At 70.0% G+C, this 17685-nt stretch carries 16 protein-coding genes; 10 read left to right on the top strand and 6 right to left on the bottom strand.

Annotation, left to right across the window (positions count from 1 at the left end):
- Nucleotides 1–320: 320 nt before the first annotated feature.
- From rpsB to frr, 4 genes are all read left to right on the top strand, one after another.
- The gene (rpsB, locus tag POL25_RS34375; protein ID WP_373372124.1) at nt 321–1232 is read left to right on the top strand and encodes a 30S ribosomal protein S2; all 912 of its coding nucleotides are present in this window, start codon (nt 321–323) and stop codon (nt 1230–1232) included.
- Between the two features lie 3 nt (nt 1233–1235).
- Nucleotides 1236–1889: a translation elongation factor Ts gene (tsf, locus tag POL25_RS34370; protein ID WP_272090542.1), complete on the top strand. Its 654-nt coding sequence runs from the start codon at nt 1236–1238 to the stop codon at nt 1887–1889.
- 96 nt (nt 1890–1985) lie between these two features.
- Nucleotides 1986–2708, top strand: a complete 723-nt coding sequence (gene pyrH, locus POL25_RS34365; protein ID WP_272090541.1) for a UMP kinase — start codon at nt 1986–1988, stop codon at nt 2706–2708.
- Between the two features lie 50 nt (nt 2709–2758).
- On the top strand, nt 2759–3313 hold the full coding sequence (gene frr / locus POL25_RS34360; protein WP_272090540.1) for a ribosome recycling factor: 555 nt from the start codon (nt 2759–2761) through the stop codon (nt 3311–3313).
- 212 nt (nt 3314–3525) lie between these two features.
- On the opposite strand, the gene POL25_RS34355 is transcribed toward frr, so the two are convergent.
- Nucleotides 3526–4329 carry a DNA-methyltransferase gene (locus tag POL25_RS34355; RefSeq protein ID WP_272091150.1) on the bottom strand — a complete coding sequence of 268 codons (804 nt, stop codon included), beginning with the start codon at nt 4327–4329 and terminating at the stop codon, nt 3526–3528.
- 282 nt (nt 4330–4611) lie between these two features.
- Here POL25_RS34355 and POL25_RS34350 point away from each other — a divergent pair, with 282 nt between their 5' ends.
- Genes POL25_RS34350 through POL25_RS34340 form a run of 3 tightly spaced genes read left to right on the top strand, consistent with a single transcriptional unit; the run spans nt 4612 to nt 6625 of the window.
- Nucleotides 4612–4896, top strand: a complete 285-nt coding sequence (locus tag POL25_RS34350; RefSeq protein ID WP_272090539.1) for a polyhydroxyalkanoic acid system family protein — start codon at nt 4612–4614, stop codon at nt 4894–4896.
- Nucleotides 4893–5699 carry a glutathione S-transferase family protein gene (locus tag POL25_RS34345; protein ID WP_272090538.1) on the top strand — a complete coding sequence of 269 codons (807 nt, stop codon included), beginning with the start codon at nt 4893–4895 and terminating at the stop codon, nt 5697–5699. The genes POL25_RS34350 and POL25_RS34345 overlap by 4 nt, the downstream gene beginning before the upstream one ends.
- 50 nt (nt 5700–5749) lie before the next feature.
- Nucleotides 5750–6625, top strand: coding sequence for a bile acid:sodium symporter (locus POL25_RS34340; protein WP_272090537.1), 876 nt, complete (start codon nt 5750–5752; stop codon nt 6623–6625).
- Here POL25_RS34340 and POL25_RS34335 read toward each other — a convergent pair.
- The 3 genes from POL25_RS34335 to POL25_RS34325 form a co-directional block, all read right to left on the bottom strand.
- Nucleotides 6604–7413: a hypothetical protein gene (locus tag POL25_RS34335; protein WP_272090536.1), complete on the bottom strand. Its 810-nt coding sequence runs from the start codon at nt 7411–7413 to the stop codon at nt 6604–6606. The two genes, POL25_RS34340 and POL25_RS34335, sit on opposite strands and share 22 nt — an antisense overlap.
- A gap of 225 nt (nt 7414–7638) precedes the next feature.
- A complete protein-coding gene (locus tag POL25_RS34330; protein ID WP_272090535.1) occupies nt 7639–8628 on the bottom strand; it encodes a hypothetical protein in 990 nt (329 codons plus the stop codon).
- A 77-nt stretch (nt 8629–8705) separates the two neighbouring features.
- Entirely contained in the window at nt 8706–10928 is a 2223-nt protein-coding gene (locus POL25_RS34325) for an alpha/beta hydrolase family protein (RefSeq protein ID WP_272090534.1), read from the bottom strand.
- A gap of 933 nt (nt 10929–11861) precedes the next feature.
- Here POL25_RS34325 and POL25_RS34320 point away from each other — a divergent pair.
- The 3 genes from POL25_RS34320 (at nt 11862) to POL25_RS34310 (ending at nt 15296) form a co-directional block, all read left to right on the top strand.
- Nucleotides 11862–12668 carry a uracil-DNA glycosylase family protein gene (locus POL25_RS34320; RefSeq protein ID WP_272090533.1) on the top strand — a complete coding sequence of 269 codons (807 nt, stop codon included), beginning with the start codon at nt 11862–11864 and terminating at the stop codon, nt 12666–12668.
- 58 nt (nt 12669–12726) lie between these two features.
- The gene (locus POL25_RS34315) at nt 12727–14172 is read left to right on the top strand and encodes a dihydrolipoyl dehydrogenase (RefSeq protein WP_272090532.1); all 1446 of its coding nucleotides are present in this window, start codon (nt 12727–12729) and stop codon (nt 14170–14172) included.
- A gap of 530 nt (nt 14173–14702) precedes the next feature.
- Nucleotides 14703–15296: a hypothetical protein gene (locus tag POL25_RS34310; RefSeq protein ID WP_272090531.1), complete on the top strand. Its 594-nt coding sequence runs from the start codon at nt 14703–14705 to the stop codon at nt 15294–15296.
- A gap of 203 nt (nt 15297–15499) precedes the next feature.
- On the opposite strand, the gene POL25_RS34305 is transcribed toward POL25_RS34310, so the two are convergent.
- Entirely contained in the window at nt 15500–16891 is a 1392-nt protein-coding gene (locus tag POL25_RS34305) for a cytochrome P450 (protein ID WP_272090530.1), read from the bottom strand.
- A gap of 55 nt (nt 16892–16946) precedes the next feature.
- A complete protein-coding gene (locus POL25_RS34300) occupies nt 16947–17525 on the bottom strand; it encodes a peptidoglycan recognition protein family protein (RefSeq protein WP_272090529.1) in 579 nt (192 codons plus the stop codon).
- Nucleotides 17526–17685 lie beyond the last annotated feature (160 nt).

The following is a 17685-nucleotide window of genomic DNA, read 5'->3' as shown; positions in this document are numbered from 1 at the left end:
GCGGACCTGGACGCCTCGGAGGCTTGGACCGGGACGGCGGCGTGATGGAGTCGCGGGGCGAGACGAGCAGGCTCACGTGTTCGGGCGCGCGGCCCGGGGCGGCCCGGGGGCTTCGCGGTGGCCGCTGCAGGTGCGTGTCCGGGTGTGAGGACGCCGGGGAGGCGGGACCGGCGGCGCCTTGCCCGGTGGCCGGGGTGCGTGCTAAACGGCCCGCCCAACCAACACACATGCCTCGGGAGGGCCCCGTGGCGTCACCGCAGGGTGCGGTGTTCGGGGTCCGACGATCGGGGCAGCGGCCCAACGCCAAGAAAGAAGAAGCGATGAGCAACCAAGATGTCTCCCAGAGCGACCTGCAGCAGTCGCTCGAAATGTCGGACGGTCAGCGGATCATCACCGTGCGCCAGCTCCTTGAAGCGGGCGTCCACTTCGGTCACCGGACCGAGCGCTGGAACCCGCGCATGAAGCCCTACATCTACGGGGCCCGCAACGGCATCCACATCATCGACCTGCAGCAGACCGCGGTCATGTTCCGGCGGGCGTACGCGTTCATTCGCGGCATCGCCGCCGAGGGCAAGCCGGTCCTGTTCGTCGGCACCAAGAAGCAGGCCTCGGACGTCATGAGCCATGAGGCCTTCCGCGCCAACCAGTTCTTCGTCTGCAGCCGCTGGCTCGGCGGCACGCTGACGAACTGGACGACGGTGCGCCAGTCGGTCGACAAGCTGCGCAACATCGAGCGTATGAGCCAGGACGGCACGTACGAGGCGATCACCAAGAAGGAAGCGCTGATGTTCGAGCGCAAGCGCGGCAAGCTCGAGCGCAACCTCGGCGGCATCAAGGACATGCCGAAGCTGCCCGGCGCGGTGTTCGTCATCGACCCGGTCAAGGAGCACATCGCCGTGGTCGAGGCCAACCGCCTCGGCATCCCGGTGGTCGCGGTGGCCGACACCAACGCCGACCCGCGGCTCATCCAGCACGTCATCCCCGGCAACGACGACGCCATCCGCGCGATCAAGCTGTTCTGCAGCAAGATGGCGGACGCCTGCCTCGAGGGCGCGCGCCTCGGCAAGTCGCGCGCGGTCAACGAGCCCGAGGGTCACCAGGCCCCCGAGACGATCCGCGTGACCACCGGCGGCGACGGCCCGCGCGTCGAGGTCGTGTCGCGCCGCACCCAGCTGCCGGCCCCCGAGGCCGCGGCCACCCCGGACGAAGAGACCGTCACCAAAGAGGACTGAGCCATGGCCACGATCACCTCCGACATGATCAAGGACCTCCGCGAGCGGACCGGCGCGGGGCTGATGGACTGCAAGAAGGCGCTGACCGAGGTCGACGCCGACATCGAGAAGGCGGTCGATTACCTGCGCAAGAAGGGCATCGCGGGCGCGGCCAAGAAGGCCGGCCGGATCGCCACCGAGGGCGGGGTCACCTCCTACATCCACATGAACAACCGCGTGGGTGTGCTGCTCGAGGTCAACTGCGAGACCGACTTCGTCGCCAAGACCCCGGACTTCCTGGCCTTCTGCGCCGACGTGGCGATGCAGATCGCGGCCATGAACCCGGCCTGCGTCCGCCGCGAGGAGATGGACACCTCCAAGGTCGAGTCCGAGCGCGCGCTGCTGCGTGAAAAGGCGCTGGCCGAGGGCAAGCCGGAGAAGATCGTCGACAAGATCGTCGACGGCCAGGTCGGCAAGTTCTACTCGGACAACGTCCTGCTCGAGATGAAGTTCGTCAAGGACGACAAGAAGACCATCGAGCTGCTGCAGCAGGAGCTGGTGGCGAAGCTCGGCGAGAACATCAAGATCCGCCGCTTCACCCGCTACGAGCTCGGCGAAGGCCTCGAGAAGAAGTCGGAAGACTTCGCCGCGGAAGTCGCGGCGCAGATCAAGGCGTGAAGACGCGAGCGAGAGAGCGGGCGACCCCCGCTCTCTCGCTATGTGCGTCACGATGATTCCCCAGAGCCGGCCCCGCGGGTCGGAGAGACGGTCCGCATGGCAGCTGCCCCCCGCTACAAGAGGATCCTGCTCAAGCTGTCCGGCGAGGCCCTGCAGGGCACGCAGGGCTACGGCGTCGACGGCGAGGTCCTGCGCGGGATCTCCGAAGAGGTCAAAGAGGTCGTCGGCCTCGGCGTCGAGGTCGCGCTGGTCATCGGCGGCGGCAACATCTTCCGCGGGCTGTCGGCCGCGGCCTCGGGCATGGACCGCGCCAGCGCCGACTACATGGGCATGCTGGCGACGGTGATGAACTCGCTGGCGCTGCAGGACGCGCTCGAGCAGCGCGGGGTGTACACGCGGGTGATGTCGGCGATCGAGATGAAGGAGATCGCCGAGCCGTACATCCGCCGGCGCGCGACCCGGCACCTCGAGAAGGGCCGCGTGGTCATCTTCGCGGCCGGGACCGGCAACCCCTACTTCACCACCGACACGGCGGCGGCGCTGCGGGCCATGGAGGTCCACGCCGACGTGCTGATGAAGGCGACCAAGGTCGACGGGGTCTACGACAAGGACCCGCACAAGCACAGCGACGCGGTCCGCTACACCCGCTTGACCTACCTCGACGTGCTGGCCCGCGGCCTCAACGTCATGGACAGCACGGCGATCTCCTTGTGCAAGGAGAACAGCCTGCCCATCCTTGTCTTCAACATGCTCGGGCGGGACAATATCCGCCGCGTGGTCTGCGGCGAGGAGCTCGGCACGCTGGTCTGCGCGGAGTAACCCGCGCGAATACGAACCACTTCACCCACTGCGCACGACGGAGCACGACCATGAACGACGCACTCGAACTGGCCCAAGACGGTATGGACAAGGCGCTCGACCACCTGCGCAAGGCGGTCTCCAAGGTCCGCGCCGGCCGGGCCAACCCCGCCATGCTCGACGAGATCCGCGTCGAGAACTACGGCACCCTGATGCCGCTCAACCAGTGCGCCACCGTCTCGATCGGCGACGCCCGCCTGCTCGTCGTCAAGCCGTGGGACCGCAACATGATCGGGCCGATCGAGCGCGCCATCAACGCCGCCAACCTCGGCATCAATCCGCAGAGCGACGGCGTGGTGATCCGCCTGGCGATCCCGCCGCTCACCGGCGACCGCCGCAAGGGCCTGGTCAAGCAGGTCAAGGACCTCGGCGAGGAGGCCAAGGTGGCGATCCGCCAGTCGCGCCGCGAGGCCAACGAGTTCCTCAAGGAGGCCGAGAAGGGCCGCGAGATCACCGAGGACGAGCTCAAGAAGGCGCTCGAGAAGGTCCAGGAGATGCACGACAAGTTCATCAAGCAGACCGAGGAGATCCTGGCCAAGAAGGAAGCCGAGATCACCGAGGTCTGAGGCCTGTCCGAAGGGACAGGTCGCTCGTGACAGCGAGCGACCGCGGCGGCGAGCGATCGCCGCCGTTCGCGTTTAATCGGCTCGCGCAGGGCGGCCGAGCGGCGACGGCCAGATCGTCGCTGCGTCGCGAGTCACTGCCGCGATGCCGAGATCTTCGTCGGTTCGGCAGGCGCGCGCGGTGCGAGACGAGGCGCCCGCGCTGGCGACAACGTTCAGCGCACCACTTGCAGGGCGGGTCGCTCGCGCAGGGAGGGCACGGCGTCGAGCAGGCGGGCCTGGGTCAGGTCGATGTATTCCTGCTCGAGGTCGATGCCCATGTAGCTGTGGCCGAGGCTGACGGCGGCGACGCCGGTGGTGCCGGAGCCGTTGAACGGATCGAGCACCTGGGCGCCCTCGGGGCAGGAGGCGAGCAGCAGGCGCTCGAGCAGGGCCACGGGCTTCTGCGTCGGGTGGCGGCCGAGCAGCTTCTCTTTCTGGCCGGGCGCGGTAAACCGCCACACCGACTTCATCTGCTTGCCGTCGTTGATCTCGCGCATGCGGTCGTAGTTGAACACGTGCCGGCTCTTGCGGCTCTTGGCCGCCCACAGCAGCGTCTCGGTCGCGTGCGTGAAGTAGCGGCACGACAGGTTCGGCGGCGGGTTCGGCTTCTCCCACACGATCTCGTTGAGCATCTTGAAGCCGAGCTGCTGCATCGCGTAGCCGACCGAGTAGATCACGTGGCTGGTGCCCGAGACCCACATCGTGCCGTTGGGCTTGAGCGCCCGCTGACACGCGCTCAGCCACCGATGGTTGAACGCGTGGTTCTCCTCGATGCCGTTCGACTTGTCCCACGCGCCCTTGTCGACGCTGGTCCGCTTGCCCGCGCGGCAGGTGCTGCCGCCGTTCGAGAGGAAGTACGGGGGATCGGCGAAGATCACGTCGACGGAGTCGGCCGGGACGCGCTCCAAGATCTCGAGGCAGTCGCCCTTGTAAAGCCGAGCTCGGTTGTCGGGCGAGCGCCAGGTCGGCTCCGGCAGGGGCTTCTGCGCCGGCGTAGCCGCGCGCGCGCTCGTGGCCCGGGCCGGACCCGACTGAGGGGCCGCAGCCGGAGCCTGCGCGGTTGCCTTCGGGTCCGCGGGCACTCGCAGGTCCGAAGGAGGCAGAGCGGTCTCGGTGGCGCTGACGCTTTGGAGCACGGCCGCAGCTTCCACGGGGCCGCCCCGCGGGCCAAATTTGTGACGAAAGCCCGCGGTCGCCCTGGCGCCCCCACCGCCGCCGGTTTGCAGGGACCGCGGCCTTTTTGGTATCAAGACACGCCGATGCCGAAGATCAACCTGTCCCGCAATCACTCCCTCGAGCCCGCCGTGATCAAGGAACGGATCGCCACTCTCGGCGCCAAGCTCCAGGAGAAGTACCAGGCCAAGACCTCGTGGGCCGACGATCGCACCCTCAACGTCAAGGGGACCGGCGTCGAGGGCAAGCTGATCATCAGCGAGAGCAAGGTCGACGTGAACCTCGACCTCGGCTTCATGCTCACGCCCCTCAAGGGCAAGATCGAGGAGACGCTGAACAAGGAGCTCGAGAAGCTCACCGCCGCTTCGTGAGCCGCTCGGGTGCGCCGCTGCGGCTGATCACGATCGGCTTCAGCCACTACTGCGAGAAGGCCCGCTGGGCCCTCGACCACGCCGGCCTCGACTACGTCGAGGACGACCACGTCCCGATCCTCCACTTCGCGGCCAACCGCGCCGCCGGTGCCAAGCGCACCGTGCCGGCCCTGGTGACGCCGCGTGGTGTGCTCGGCGAGTCGAGCGACATCCTCCGCTTCGCCGACGAGCACCTGCCGGGCGAGCGCAAGCTGTTCCCCGCCGAGCCGGCGCTGCGCGCCGAGGTCGAGCGGCTGGTGACGCTGTTCGATCGGTCGCTCGGGCCGGCCGTGCGGCGGGTTGCCTATGCCCACATGTTCGGCGACCGCGGCCGGACGCGCGACCTGGTCACGTCGACCGGGCCGGCGTGGGAGCGGCGGATCGGTCGCTTGCTGACGGTGCCGATGCAGGCGTTGATGCGGCGGGCGTTGGGGCTGTACCCGGGGCCGACGGCGCGCTCGCAGGCGCGGCTGGACGAGATCTACGTCGAGGTCGCGGCGCTGCTGCAGGACGGCCGGCGCTTCCTGGTCGGCGACCGCTTCACGGCGGCCGACCTGACGTTCGCGGCGCTCTCGGGGCCGGCGCTGATGACCCCGCGCTACGGCTATCCGCTGCCGCTGGACCGGCTGACGCCCGCGGCCGCGGACTGGGCCGCGCGCACGCGGGCGACCCCCGCCGGTCAGTTCGCGCTGCGGCTGTTCACCGAGGAGCGCCCGCCGGTGCGCGCGCAGGGCCGTTCGGACATGTCTGAAAAGACAGGTTAGCACCGGTCGGCCCGGTTGCCGCCCGGCCGGCCGCGTGCGAGCATGAGGTGATGCTGTCCGGCCTCGAACAGGCGCTGCTGGCCCTGCTCCTCGTCGTCCTGATGATGGGGATGGGCGCGTCGTTGACGGTGGCCGACTTCCGCGCGGTGCTGAAGCGCCCGCGCGGGCCGCTGATCGGTCTGGCCTCGCAGTACGGGTGGATGCCGCTGATCGCGTTCGCGCTGGCCAGGGCGCTCGACCTGCCGAACGACCAGGCGATCAGCCTGATCATCGTCGGCTGCACGCCCGGCGGCACGACCTCGAACCTCTTCACGTACTACGCCCGCGCCGACGTGGCGCTCAGCATCAGCATGACGGCGCTGTCGACGATCGTCGCGGTGGTAGTGATGCCATTGCTGTTGATGCTTTACGCCAGCGCGTTCACCGACGCGGCGCTCAAGGTGCCGTACGGCAACATCACGACGACGCTGGCGGTGATGCTGGTGCCGCTGGCGCTGGGCATGGCGATCCGCGCCCGCTGGCCGCGCGCGGCGGCGGTGCTCGAGAAGGTCGGCAGCCTGTCGGGGATCGGGGTGCTGGGGCTGCTGATCGTGACCGGCCTGGTGCACAACGGGGCGCTGCTGGCCCAGACGACGCCGGCGATGTACGCGGCGGCGATCGGGCTCGGGGTGCTCGGCTTCGTGCTCGGCTACCTGCTAGCGGCGCTGCTCGAGACGTCGCAGGCGGCCCGGCGCGCGATCGCGTTCGAGACGGGGATCCAAAACAGCCCGCTGGCGCTCGGGATCATCCTCGCCAGCTTCCCGGCGGCGCTGCACGAGCGGATGCTGTGGCTGCCGCTGCTGTACGCGCTGTTCGTGCTGCTGTCGGCGTCGCTGCTGACGCTGTGGTGGCGCTGGCGCGGGGGTCAGTCGCAGCGCGGGACGTAGTCGGGGTTCTTCTGGTCGCACACGTCCTCGACGCACGGGCAGTCGAGGGCGAAGCAGTAGCCGCGCTGGTCGGCGACGCCGAGCTGGCGGATGCAGTCGACGCGGGCGTCCTCGTCACCGTCGGCGAGCAGCTCGCAGCTCTCGAGGAACGGGTCCTGGTGGGTGGCGTGGCCGTTGCCCCAGCCGGTGAGCTCGTTGAGGAAATCGGAGCCGCGCACGGTCCGCCAGCGCCCCGAATCGGGGTCGACGACGCAGTCCTTGGCCGGGTCGACGGCGGTGAACGGGCAGCACCGGGAGCCGCCGCAGATCGTCGAGTTCTGCTCCGACGTCCAGGTCGGATTGCACGGGACCGGGCAGCCGTTCCCGAGCGGGCTGACGAACTCGCTCGTGTCGATGCAATAACCCCAGTAGCTGCGGTCGTTGTTGGCGTCGGAGAACAATGGGGTGCCGATCTGGTCGTCGACCACGCCCATTTTAAAATAATTGGGGAGGAGGCCCTGAACGGTCGCCGGATCGTCGGAACAGCAGACATGTCCCGTGGGACAGTCGTTGCCCTCGATCGGCTTGCAGGGGCCCGCGTGCGCGCCCGACACGCCGTCGGTGGCCGCGTCGTCGGTGCCGCCGGAGGCCGAGTCGTCGGTGCCGCCGGAGGCCGAGTCGTCGGTTGCGGCGGTGGTGCTGACGGGGGACGTGGTCGAGCCGCCGCTGTCGCTGTCTTCCGAGGCAGGCGCGCGCTCGATGCACGCGGTCAGGGCGAGACAGGGGACGAGGCGGAGCAGGCCATGCACCCACCGATCGTCGGTCAGCGGCCGGCGGCAGTCAACTTCGCGCGGTGCGGAAAAACCTGCGCACCACCCGGACGCGCGGACCTGCGCGCCGGGGCGCGGCCCTTCATTGCGGGAGGAGGTCGAGGGCCCCGCCGACGGTGGGGACCGAGAGCCCGGAGCTCGGTAGCGTGGGCTCGCGGGGATGTGGGCATTCGCGCCGGCGAGCCTGAATCATGGGTGGGCGAATCACGGCAGGGCGCAGCGGCCGACGTTCTCGAGGCCGGCGGGGGCCTGGCCGATCTCGTAGTAGGGCAGGCAGGACTGGCCGGCGCCGGGGCAGGCGGGGGCGTCGAGGTCGCACAGGGGGGTGCAGCAATTGGTGTCGGGGGCACATTCGACGGCGGCGGCTTCGGGCTCGGCGCAGAGCAGGCCGGGGGCGCAGTTGGTAGTGCTGCACGGTTCGAAGGCCGCGCCGACCGGCGCCGAGGTGTCGGGGATGCAGGCGAACGCCTCGGGGGCGTGCGGGGTCGGGTGACAATGATGTCCTGCGGGACAGGTCTTCTCGAGCGGATCGCAGGTCGGCAGGCACAGCGGGGCGTAATCGTTGTCGTGGACGAACACGCAGGTGGTGCCAGGCACGTGGGTGCAGTCGGGGGCTTCGGGCGAGCCGTGGCACAGGCTGACGCAGGTCCCGGTCAGGCTTGCGGGATCGACGAACCAGCAGGTGGCGCCGATGTCACAGTCGTTTCGGCCGCTGAGCGGATGATTCTCGGAGGTGCAGGCGCCGCCGACCGGGACGGGCTGGCGCGGGAGCTCGTCGCAGCGGTTCATCTCGAGCTCGTCGCAGCCGCGGTTCGAGGGCGAGCACTTCTCACCGCGGGGGCAATTCTGGTTCCACGGATCGCATTGCGAGAGGCGTACCGCATCGTCACAAATGCTGCCGCCGCCGTCCGGGGTGATGACGAAGTCGCCGCCGGTCACGCCCGAATCGTCGCTGTCCGTCGTGAGCGTGGGACTCGTGGTGGTGGGATGCGCGGTGGTGGGATTGCCGGTGACCGTCGAGGTTGTCTCGACGAGGGTGGTGTCGCCGGTGGTGCTCGTCGTGCCGGTGGTGAGGCCCGGCGTATCGGTGGTGCCGGGCGTATCGGTGGTGCCGGTGGTCTCGTCGGCGGGTTGGGGACCGCAGGCGCAGGCGAGGGTGAAGCAGAAGACTCGGCGGCAAAGCGTCGAAGCCATGCCGTCGAGAATACGACAAAACTTACAATAAAAGTATAAAAACTAACGCGCGTGAGGTTATTTTCGCGCGGAATCGCTCATTTTACTGTCGGGACCTCGCCGCCGAGGGCGGACTCGAAGAAGTCGGCGATGCGGGTCATCTCGGCCGGTTCGAAGGCGACGTAGTGACCGTCCTTGCCGGCGGGCGCGGGCAGCATACGGGTGACGGCGGTGAGCTGGCCGCCGCTGGCGTTGCCGGTGGCCGGGAGGTCGACCTCGGGCAGCCATTGGCCGGCGGTCCAGCCGCAGGCGATGCGCTCGTTCTCGTCGGTGTAATCATCACAGGGCGGCGGGAACAGGTTGTGCTCGCCGATCGGCGCGGCGATGCCCATGGCGAGGTTGCCGGCGGCGCGCAGCGGGCTGTAGCTGTCGACGTGGCCGATGTAATTGAGCACGTGCTTGGCCGGGACGCCGTCGAGCGGGCGGCGACGAATCAGCGGTGCGGTGTTGTCGGCGTCGGAGCGATTGACGTAGGTGTTGAGCAGGATGAGCATCGGGTGCGGCGTGTCGAGCGGGCGGTCGGGGCGCTCCTGGAACGCCAGCTGCAGCAGCTCGCGCGGGGCCAGCCAGTCGCCGTTGACCGGGTTTTCGACCTTGGGCTCCTCCTTGCCGAGCAGGGTGCGCGGCAGCTTGGCCCCGCCGCCGCTCAGCACCGCGGCGCGCACCAGCGGCTCGAACGGCAGGAACAGCGCGCCTGAATTGGCGCCCTGGCTGTGGCCCATGAAGAACAGCGCGCTCGCGTCGAATCGCAGCACCTGGCCGGCGAGCAGGGTCTCGTCTTGCCACTCCTCCGCCAGGCGGAGCGCGGTGAATTGATCGATCGCCCCCTGCACGATCGTGTCGCGCGCGGACTCGGGGTTGCGGACGTTGAACACCAATTGATCGACGTCGAGGCCCTCGACCTCGCCGTCGTCGTCGCTGTCGTTGCGGCGCTCGCCGTGCATCACGCCCTCGAGGGCGATGGTGGCGAAGCCGCGGCCGGCCAGGGCGCGGGCGGTGCCGTCGATCAGCGGGCTGCGGAAGCCGCCGCCGGTGCCGTGGGCGTAGACCAGCGCCGGCCAGCCGGCTTCGGGCGGCGGGCCGGCCGGGAGGGTCACGCTGAAGCAGGCGTCGACGCTGGTGCGCTGGACCGGCGCGCCGGCCTCGATGTCGATGCGGCCGCCGATCTCGGCGTACGGCGGGATGCCCTCCTGGAAGATCGGCAGGCGCACGCGGCCGTGCACCTCGAGATGATCGGGCGACGGCGCGCCGCACTCGCGCTCGGCTCGCTCCTCGGCGGTCAGGCCGACGAACTCGGAGCACGGGCTCGGGCCGGCGGCCTGGCACAGGTGGAGGTCGGAGACGTAGAGCGGGGCGGCTCGCGCGGCCGCGCGGGCGCCGGCGAGGACCTCGGTGTTGGCGGCGGTGGTGAACACGCTGCCGCCGACCAGGCGGCCGGCCTGGACGTTCTCGCCGGCCTGGTTCTCGGCGCTGCCGAGGAACTGGCGCAGCGGGGCGAAGGTGTCCCACGCGGCCTTGCGCGCGCCGCTGCTCGGGGCTGTCCCTTGGAGCATGGCCGAAAAGTCAGCATCGGGGCTGAGCCGCTCGCCGTCGACGGTGCGCAGGTCGTCGGTGATCAGCACCGCGTAGGTGGTGTCGGGCGCGAGCGGGACGCCGTCGATGGTCTCGACGGCGAGCCAGTTGCGGCAGATATAGTTGTTGCCGCTGGTGTCGCCGTTCTTGGCGCTGTACGACAGGCCCTCGAGCTTCTTGCCGTAGTCGGGGTGGCCCGGGTCGATGTTGACGATCGAGATGCCCTGCGGCGAGCCGAGGCCGTGGGTGCTGCGAAAGAGGATGGCGCTGTTGACGGCGAAGCCGGCGGCGTCGGACCGCAGCATGGTCAACCAGCGGCCGACGACGTTGCCAAAGGCGGGGTCGAGCTCGGGCGGCGGGCTCGGAAAGCCGGTGAGGTCGATGCCGCCGCCGCGCCGACGCGCGTCGAGCGGGAACGGCAGGCGGAAAAAATCGCGGCCGGCGAGCTTGCCGGCGTCGAGGTCGAAATAGATCTTCGGCCCGGACTCCTGCTCCTCGGCAGCAGGGGCGCAGGCGACGCCAGGCCAAAAACCCGGGGGTAGTTCGGCGCCGGTGGTCGGCTCGCCGGTGGTGGTGGTGGTGGTGGTTCCATCGCCGTTCCCGCCGCCCTGAGAGGCAGACGAGCCGTCTTCTTCAAAACCACACGCGGACGCAAACAGGAGGGCGACGAGGTGGGGGGACCATCGCATGCCATGAAGATACCAGCGAGGTGCGCGACCGCGCAACGCGCTGCAACCGGTCCATGCAGGTGCAACGGGCCGCGCACCCGGTGTTGATCGCAGACTTGGACTGCCGCCAATGGGGGTCATTGCTGGTAGTACGAACCGCGAGGCGGGTCCGCCCGGTCCGTCGGGTGAGCACCCTGCAGCCGACGGCCGGCGCGAAACAGCCGCCATTGGCGGGCGATAACGCGCGACACGTGACGCGGCGGAAATGTCGCAGATGCCCGCCAGGAGGGCCCGGGCGGCCTCCTGGGCGCTTCGCGTCCGCGTTCGCGGGCGGCCGTGTCGCGACAAAAGCTCAAAGGTTACGGTGCCAGGTCGTATCGCTGCGGAGGTGTCGAGGCATCGAACGTATAGATGACCGCGCTGCCAGGTCGCGGGACCGAAGCCGCGGATGAGCGGGTCCGTGGGTTCGGAGCGCCGCCCTGGCGATGCTGAACGATGCGACCAGCACGGATTGGTGGGGCGGTGCGTGCGCGCCTGCCGGGGACGACATGCCTGAGCAGGGCGGAGGCCGGGAGATCGATCACGAGCGGCTCACCCGGGCAGCGCCGGGCTGGCGAGGAGATTTCGCGATCAAGCTCGGGCTCGGCAAGAACCTGAGCGACGCGACGGCGTGCGCCGAGCCGGGCATGGGCCGGACGCCTCGACGCGGATCCGCGAAGAGAAGGAAGCGCCGGTCGGTGTCGCTGCATGGCGGCCGCGCCGCTCGTGCGTCACGGCCGAGGTCGTGTTCGCAGCGGGTCGTTGCAGCAGCATGCAACGGACTTCATGGTTTGCGGGTCGCGGCTTTGGTTCAAAGCGTTGCGTCGCAGTGAAACTCTTGCGATCGAGCATACAAAAATGGCGAACGCTCGGCCCTTGCTGCGGACCGCTGTTTCGGCGTATGGCGGCACTGTCATGACGACGATCGCCGCCGAGCTGCAGGCCGCAGCCAGAAGGCTCGCGGACGAGGTGCGCAGCCTCTCGTTCGCCGAGCCGATCACCCACGTGTATCACCCGCTCGACTACGCGTGGGCGCCTCACGCCGCGTACATCGCCGCGTACGGGCGCGGGCGCAAGGACATCGTGTTCCTCGGCATGAACCCGGGGCCGTTCGGGATGACGCAGACGGGGGTGCCGTTCGGCGAGGTCAAGGCGGTGCGCGACTTCTTGAAGATCGAGGCGCCGGTGTCGCGGCCCGCTCACGAGCACCCGGAGCGGCCGGTGCAAGGGTTCGCGTGCACGCGCGCGGAGGTCAGCGGCTCGCGCCTGTGGGGCGCGGTGGCCCAGCGATGGGGCGCCGCGGAGCGGTTCTTCAACCGCCATTACGTCGCCAATTACTGCCCGCTGACCTTCATCGAGGCGAGCGGCAAGAACTTCACGCCCGACAAGCTGCCCGCGGGCGAGCGCGCGCCGCTCGAGGCCGCGTGCGACCGCCACCTGCTGCGCCTGGTCGAGCTGCTCGAGCCGACATGGGTCGTCGGCATCGGCGCGTGGGCCGAGAAGCGGGCGCAGAAGGTCGTCGGCGCGCGGGCCAAGATCGGCAAGATCCTTCATCCGAGCCCGGCGTCGCCGCTCGCCAACAGCGGCTGGGCCGAGGCGGCCGCGGCCGACCTGGCCAGGCTCGGCGCGTGTCCGCTGAGCGACATGATCCAAGAGACAGGTCCGAAGACACAGGTCGAAAAGGTCAGGCGCGCCGGCGGACGCGGGGTGCATCCGGGCTGAGCCGTGGCGCACAATCGCGCGGACGCGCCCCGCGGCAAGTCTTGGCTATAGTTCCGCCATGCGCGAGCAGACGGTCGATGTCGCGGTGATCGGCGTGGGGACGGCGGGGCTCAACGCCCGGCGAGCGGCGGAGAAGGCGGGGGCGCAGGCGGTGGCGATCGATCCGGGGCCGCTCGGGACCCTGTGCGCGCGGGTCGGCTGCATGCCCTCGAAGCTGCTGATCGCGGCCGGCGAGGCGGCGCACGCGGTCCGCGAGGCCAAGCGCTTCGGCGTGCACGCGGGCGAGCCGCGCGTGGTCCCCGGCGAGGTGATGGGCCGCGTCCGCCGCGAGCGCGACCGCTTCGTCGAGTATCAGTTGAAGGAGGTCCGTCGGCTCGCCGCGAACGGGCTGCTCATCGACGGTCGAGCCCGCTTCGTGGCGACGAACGAGCTCGCGGTCGGCGATGACCTGCGGGTCAAGGCGCGCAAGGCGGTGGTGGTGGCGACGGGGTCGGTGGTGAAGGTGCCGCCGCTGCTGGCGAAGCTGGAGTCGCCGCGGGTGATCGACTCGGACCAGGTGTTCGAGCTCGAGGCGATCCCCGAGCGCCTGCTGGTGGTCGGCGCGGGGCCGATCGGGGTCGAGCTCGGGCAGGCGCTGGCGCGGCTCGGGGCGCGCGTGACGGTGATTTGCGCCGACGGCAAGGTGGCCGGCATCCGCGACCCGGCGGTGCTGGCGGCGGCCAAGTCCGGGCTGGCGCGCGAGATGACGCTGCACACCCGCTCGAAGCTCGAGGCGGCCGAGGCGCGGGTCGACGGGGTGTGGGTCAGGTTTCGCGGCGAGGACGGCGAGGTGTCCGAAGGGACATGGCCGATGGTGCTGGCGGCGACCGGCCGCGAGCCGCGGCTGAAAGGGCTCGAGCTGGAGCGCGCGGGCGTCGAGCTCGACGACAAGGGCCGGCCGCGCGAGCTCGACGCGACCACGCTGCAGTGCGGCGAGGCGCCGGTGTTCCTGGCCGGCGACGCGACCGGGCTGCACCCGCTGCTGCACGAGGCGATCGACGACGGCCAGATCGCCGGGCGCAACGCGGCGTCGTTCCCGACGGTGCTGCCGGGCGAGCGCCGCACGCCGCTCGGGATCGTGTTCACCGACCCGCAGGTGGCGTTCGTCGGCCGCCGGTTCAATTCGCTCGACCTGGCGACCTGCTCGATCGGCCAGGTCGACTTCGGCGACCAGGGCCGCGCGCGGGTGATGGGCAAGAACCACGGGCTGCTGCGCGTGTACGGCTCGGACGCGACCGGGGCGCTGCTCGGGGCCGAATTGGCGGGGCCCGCCGGCGAACACCTGGCGCACCTGCTGGCGTGGGCGATCCAGAGCTCGCTGACGGTCGAGCAGGCGCTGCGCCTGCCGTTCTACCACCCGGTGGTAGAGGAGGGCCTGCGCACGGCGCTGCTCGACCTGCGCAGTCAGATGTCCGCAAAGACAGGTGCGGGCAAGGCCGCCGCGGGCGCGCCCGGCGGCGGGTGAGGCGAATCGCGGCTCCGGGGCGTCGGCGCAGCGGCGAAGGCTGAAGCCCTCCGCACGGCGGAGAGATCGTCGAGTCTGCGCCGGGCTCGTCGTCGGCGTGGCCGCCGAGGCGGCGTATCGGGCGGCGCATGCACGATCGAATCAGGCGCTGCCGGTCGCGGTTCGACGTCGACTCCTGGAGTCATTGCGCGATCGCAGAAGGACCCGCGCACGGTCCAGGTCGCTCGGCGATTGAGGGCAGTCGCAGTTGGTCGTGACCTGGTGAAAAGGCCATGTGCCGGGAGACATGGATGCGATGCGGGCGGCGGGCTCGGCCGGGCGCGGGCGCAGGGAGTACGATCTGCTGTGATTGACGAGAGAGTGGGATATTCGTCGATGCGCAATTTGCGCGGCTCGCTGGTGTGATCAATCGGCAGGGCGCGATTCGTGGTCGTGGTGGGGTTGCAGGGCCGCCACAGGTCGACAGTCGCCGCCTCGCACAGGGTTTGAGCACCCCCCGTCGATGGAGGGCTTCGAAAGGAACGAACGCCATGAATCACGCGACCAAGCTCCTCATCGTCCTCGCGCTGGCCGTCGGTTGCGACCAGCAGGAGTTCCTCAAGAAGGAGGTCGTGGCCGCCCCCACGGCCAAGGATCGGGCCGCGCCCGAACGCAAGCTGGCGACCACGCCGGTGGTCGTGGCGCCCGACTTCGCCGCGGCGAGCAGCAGCGGCCGCACGTTCTCCAGCCTCTCCGAGTGTCTTACCTCGTGCGACGACGTGAATGCGAAGACCGACCAAAAGACCTGCAGCCTCAACTGCGAGACGGCTTACGGCGCAGAGGCCCGCGGCGCCGTGACCGCCGAAGACCGCGACGAGATCGCCCAGGCCACCGAGTGCCTCGGCCGCTGCTCGGGCAGCGACGACGCCGCGTGCAACAGCTCGTGCAAGACGATGGCAGCGCAGACTTCGTCGCCGCTGCCCGACAAGGTGTTCACGCAGCTCGAGACGTGCGTCAAGCAGTGTCACAACCACAAGAGCGTGCGCGCCACCGACCAGGCCACCTGCGAGCTCAACTGCGCCCAGGTCGCCCGCGTCAAGACTGAGCCGCCGCCGTCGGCCCTGGCCGCCAAGCCCGGCACGTGATCGCCGTGGCAGATCGAGAGCGTCCGCCTTGAAAGTCCTGTCGAGACCCTGGCCCGGCGAATAACCCCTCGCCCCGGTCAGGGTCGCTGACGTTCAGTCGGCGCGATTGTCATGAGATGTCCTTGAGGACAGATTTAAAAAACTCGGGTCGGGTCGTGCCAGCAGAAATGAAGCCGCGAACCATCGAGGTCAAGAAATGAGGATCAGGCGCGCGGGCGGCGGCGGATCCGGCAGCGCACATCGCGGGTCGGGGACAGCACGCCGAGGCCGGCGCGGGTCTTGTCGACCGGGGGCAACTCCTGCTCGAGCAGCTCGATGTCGAGTTGCGTGAGCGCGAGCCCGGCGAATTGCATGACCTCGTTGTTGGCGAGGAAGCGGCCAGGACACATGCTGACGCCGCCGCCGTAGGGCATCAGGGGGATCGGTACACGCTGGCCACCCTTCAAAAATTGCCGCGGGCCGCCGGTGTCGGACAGGAAACGGTCGAATTGGAAGCGCTCCGGGTCGGCGAAGATCTCCGGATCGCGGTGGGCCACTTGCGGGCACAGCGCGACCCGGTCGCCGGCGCGCAGGGTGATGCTGCTGCCGTCGGCCAGAGTCAGCTCGCAGTCGCGGTGGACCAGCCGGATCGTCAAGGATTCGCTGCACAGCCGCAGCGTCTCGCAGATGCTGCTGAACAATTGGGGCAGGCGCTTGAGGTCGGAGAAGCCGCGCTGCTCGACCTCGGCGACCACGGCGGCGCGGCCGGGCGGATCGGTGAGCAGATGGGCCAGAGCCCAGAATGCCGCCGGCAAGGTGTTGGCCTGCGAGGCCCAGACCATCGCGGCCTGCAGGTGCCGGCGATTGCGCGGGGTGGTGATCTTTCCCAACAAGAGGTCGCGGGCGCGGATGAAGGGGCTGGCGTCGGGGCGCATGCGATCGACGCGCACGAGCAGCCGTCCACGCGCGCGCAGGAGGCCGGGGAACGCGGCCGCGGGCGCGCCGGCAGCCAGCAGCGGGAACCACTTGTCGATGCGCTGGAAGTCGCGGACGGCGGCGTCGTCGGCGATGCCCTCGCCGTAAAGGGTCTCCATGCCGGCGGCGAAGATCACCCGGGCGCTGAAGTCGAACAGCCCCTCCTCGCGCCAGTCGTCGCCGGTGAAGCGGTCGAAGGCGATCCGCAGCCGCTCCTCCATGCGCGCGGTCAGCGGGCCGAGCGCGGCGTTCTTGAGGTGCTCGCCGTAGTAGCTCTCGAGCTCGTCGTAATCGCGGCCGGGCGGCGGCGAGGTGTAGCCGAACGCGCGTGTGCCGATCTCCTGGCCGATCTCGTGGAAGGTCAGGTTGTCCTGCGCCTTGAGCACCAGCGGGAAGCTCAGCGGGTCGAGCACGAAGTGCATGCGCTGACCCGCGACCAGCAGGGTGAAGACATCGCCGTGCTGGCGCTGACACGCGCGCAGGAGGGCGGTGAGGTCGCGCCCCATCGCCAGCGCGTGGCCGAGGAAGGGCAGCCGCGCGCGCACGATCGGCGGCTCGCCCGGCCGCCGCACCCCGCCGGTCATACGAATGGCGGCGCGATCGGTGGCGCGGACGAGGGCGGTGCGGAGCGATCCGAGCATCGCCGCGGACTGTATCACGGGGCGAACGCGGCTCGACGGTGACCTGTCCGAAGGGTCATGTCCCTGCGCCGATCCGCCGCAAATACTCGGCCCGCGGGAACTGCTTGCCAGGGCACTGGGTCAGCTTGTCGTCGACGACGCGGTGGGTGCTGACGCGCTCTGCGGGGATGGAGCAGTCGCGCATGAGGGCGACGGTGAGGTCGACGAGGGCGCCGAGCATGGGCGCGGGCAGCGGCCGCTCCTCGAAGTTGCCGATCAGGCACACGGCGATCGAGGCGGGGGCGTTCTCGGGCTTGAAGAGGTGGGCGGCGGGCTCCTGGTAGCGCCAGCGCGCGGCCTCGACGAGCCCCGCGGGCCGCTTCTTGCCGTTGTGGATCACGAAGTGATACTCGGCGCCGAGCGGGTCGCCGAAGCGCTTGCGGTGGTAGCGGTCGATGCCCTCGAGCGTCGCCCACTCGGCCGCGGTGTGATGCACGACGATCCACTGCCAGTCCCGCAGCGGGGCGCCGGGGGCGCGAAGGCGCGCGAACAGCTCGGCGTTGCTGGCCGCGACGTCGACCGCGGGCGGCCGCGCCAGCGCGCGGGTCGGGACCAAGAAGCTGCAGGCTGCGGCGAGCAAGGGACGACGGCGCATGTCGGAAAGCCACTACGCGCGGACCGGCGGCCCGAGTCCGACCCGCGAGCGTAACAACGTACGATTGGCGAGGCGCCGCGCCTGGCACGAGATCGGCCGCTGCCGCAGCGCCGGCGTCACGGTGGTTTCGCCGGCCCGGCGCGAGGAAGGTCGCCGCGGC

Source organism: Nannocystis bainbridge (assembly GCF_028368995.1).
Taxonomy (GTDB): domain Bacteria; phylum Myxococcota_A; class Polyangia; order Nannocystales; family Nannocystaceae; genus Nannocystis; species Nannocystis bainbridge.
The sequence above is the reverse complement of the archived record's forward strand: the minus strand, read 5'-3'. Positions and strand labels throughout refer to the sequence as shown.

Coding starts and splice junctions, on each gene's coding strand:
- rpsB (WP_373372124.1), top strand. CDS start 321: ATGAGCAACCAAGATGTCTCCCAGAGCGACCTGCAGCAGTCGCTCGAA.
- tsf (WP_272090542.1), top strand. CDS start 1,236: ATGGCCACGATCACCTCCGACATGATCAAGGACCTCCGCGAGCGGACC.
- pyrH (WP_272090541.1), top strand. CDS start 1,986: ATGGCAGCTGCCCCCCGCTACAAGAGGATCCTGCTCAAGCTGTCCGGC.
- frr (WP_272090540.1), top strand. CDS start 2,759: ATGAACGACGCACTCGAACTGGCCCAAGACGGTATGGACAAGGCGCTC.
- POL25_RS34350 (WP_272090539.1), top strand. CDS start 4,612: ATGCCGAAGATCAACCTGTCCCGCAATCACTCCCTCGAGCCCGCCGTG.
- POL25_RS34340 (WP_272090537.1), top strand. CDS start 5,750: ATGCTGTCCGGCCTCGAACAGGCGCTGCTGGCCCTGCTCCTCGTCGTC.
- POL25_RS34330 (WP_272090535.1), bottom strand. CDS start 8,628: ATGGCTTCGACGCTTTGCCGCCGAGTCTTCTGCTTCACCCTCGCCTGC.
- POL25_RS34325 (WP_272090534.1), bottom strand. CDS start 10,928: ATGCGATGGTCCCCCCACCTCGTCGCCCTCCTGTTTGCGTCCGCGTGT.
- POL25_RS34320 (WP_272090533.1), top strand. CDS start 11,862: ATGACGACGATCGCCGCCGAGCTGCAGGCCGCAGCCAGAAGGCTCGCG.
- POL25_RS34315 (WP_272090532.1), top strand. CDS start 12,727: ATGCGCGAGCAGACGGTCGATGTCGCGGTGATCGGCGTGGGGACGGCG.
- POL25_RS34310 (WP_272090531.1), top strand. CDS start 14,703: ATGAATCACGCGACCAAGCTCCTCATCGTCCTCGCGCTGGCCGTCGGT.
- POL25_RS34305 (WP_272090530.1), bottom strand. CDS start 16,891: ATGCTCGGATCGCTCCGCACCGCCCTCGTCCGCGCCACCGATCGCGCC.
- POL25_RS34300 (WP_272090529.1), bottom strand. CDS start 17,525: ATGCGCCGTCGTCCCTTGCTCGCCGCAGCCTGCAGCTTCTTGGTCCCG.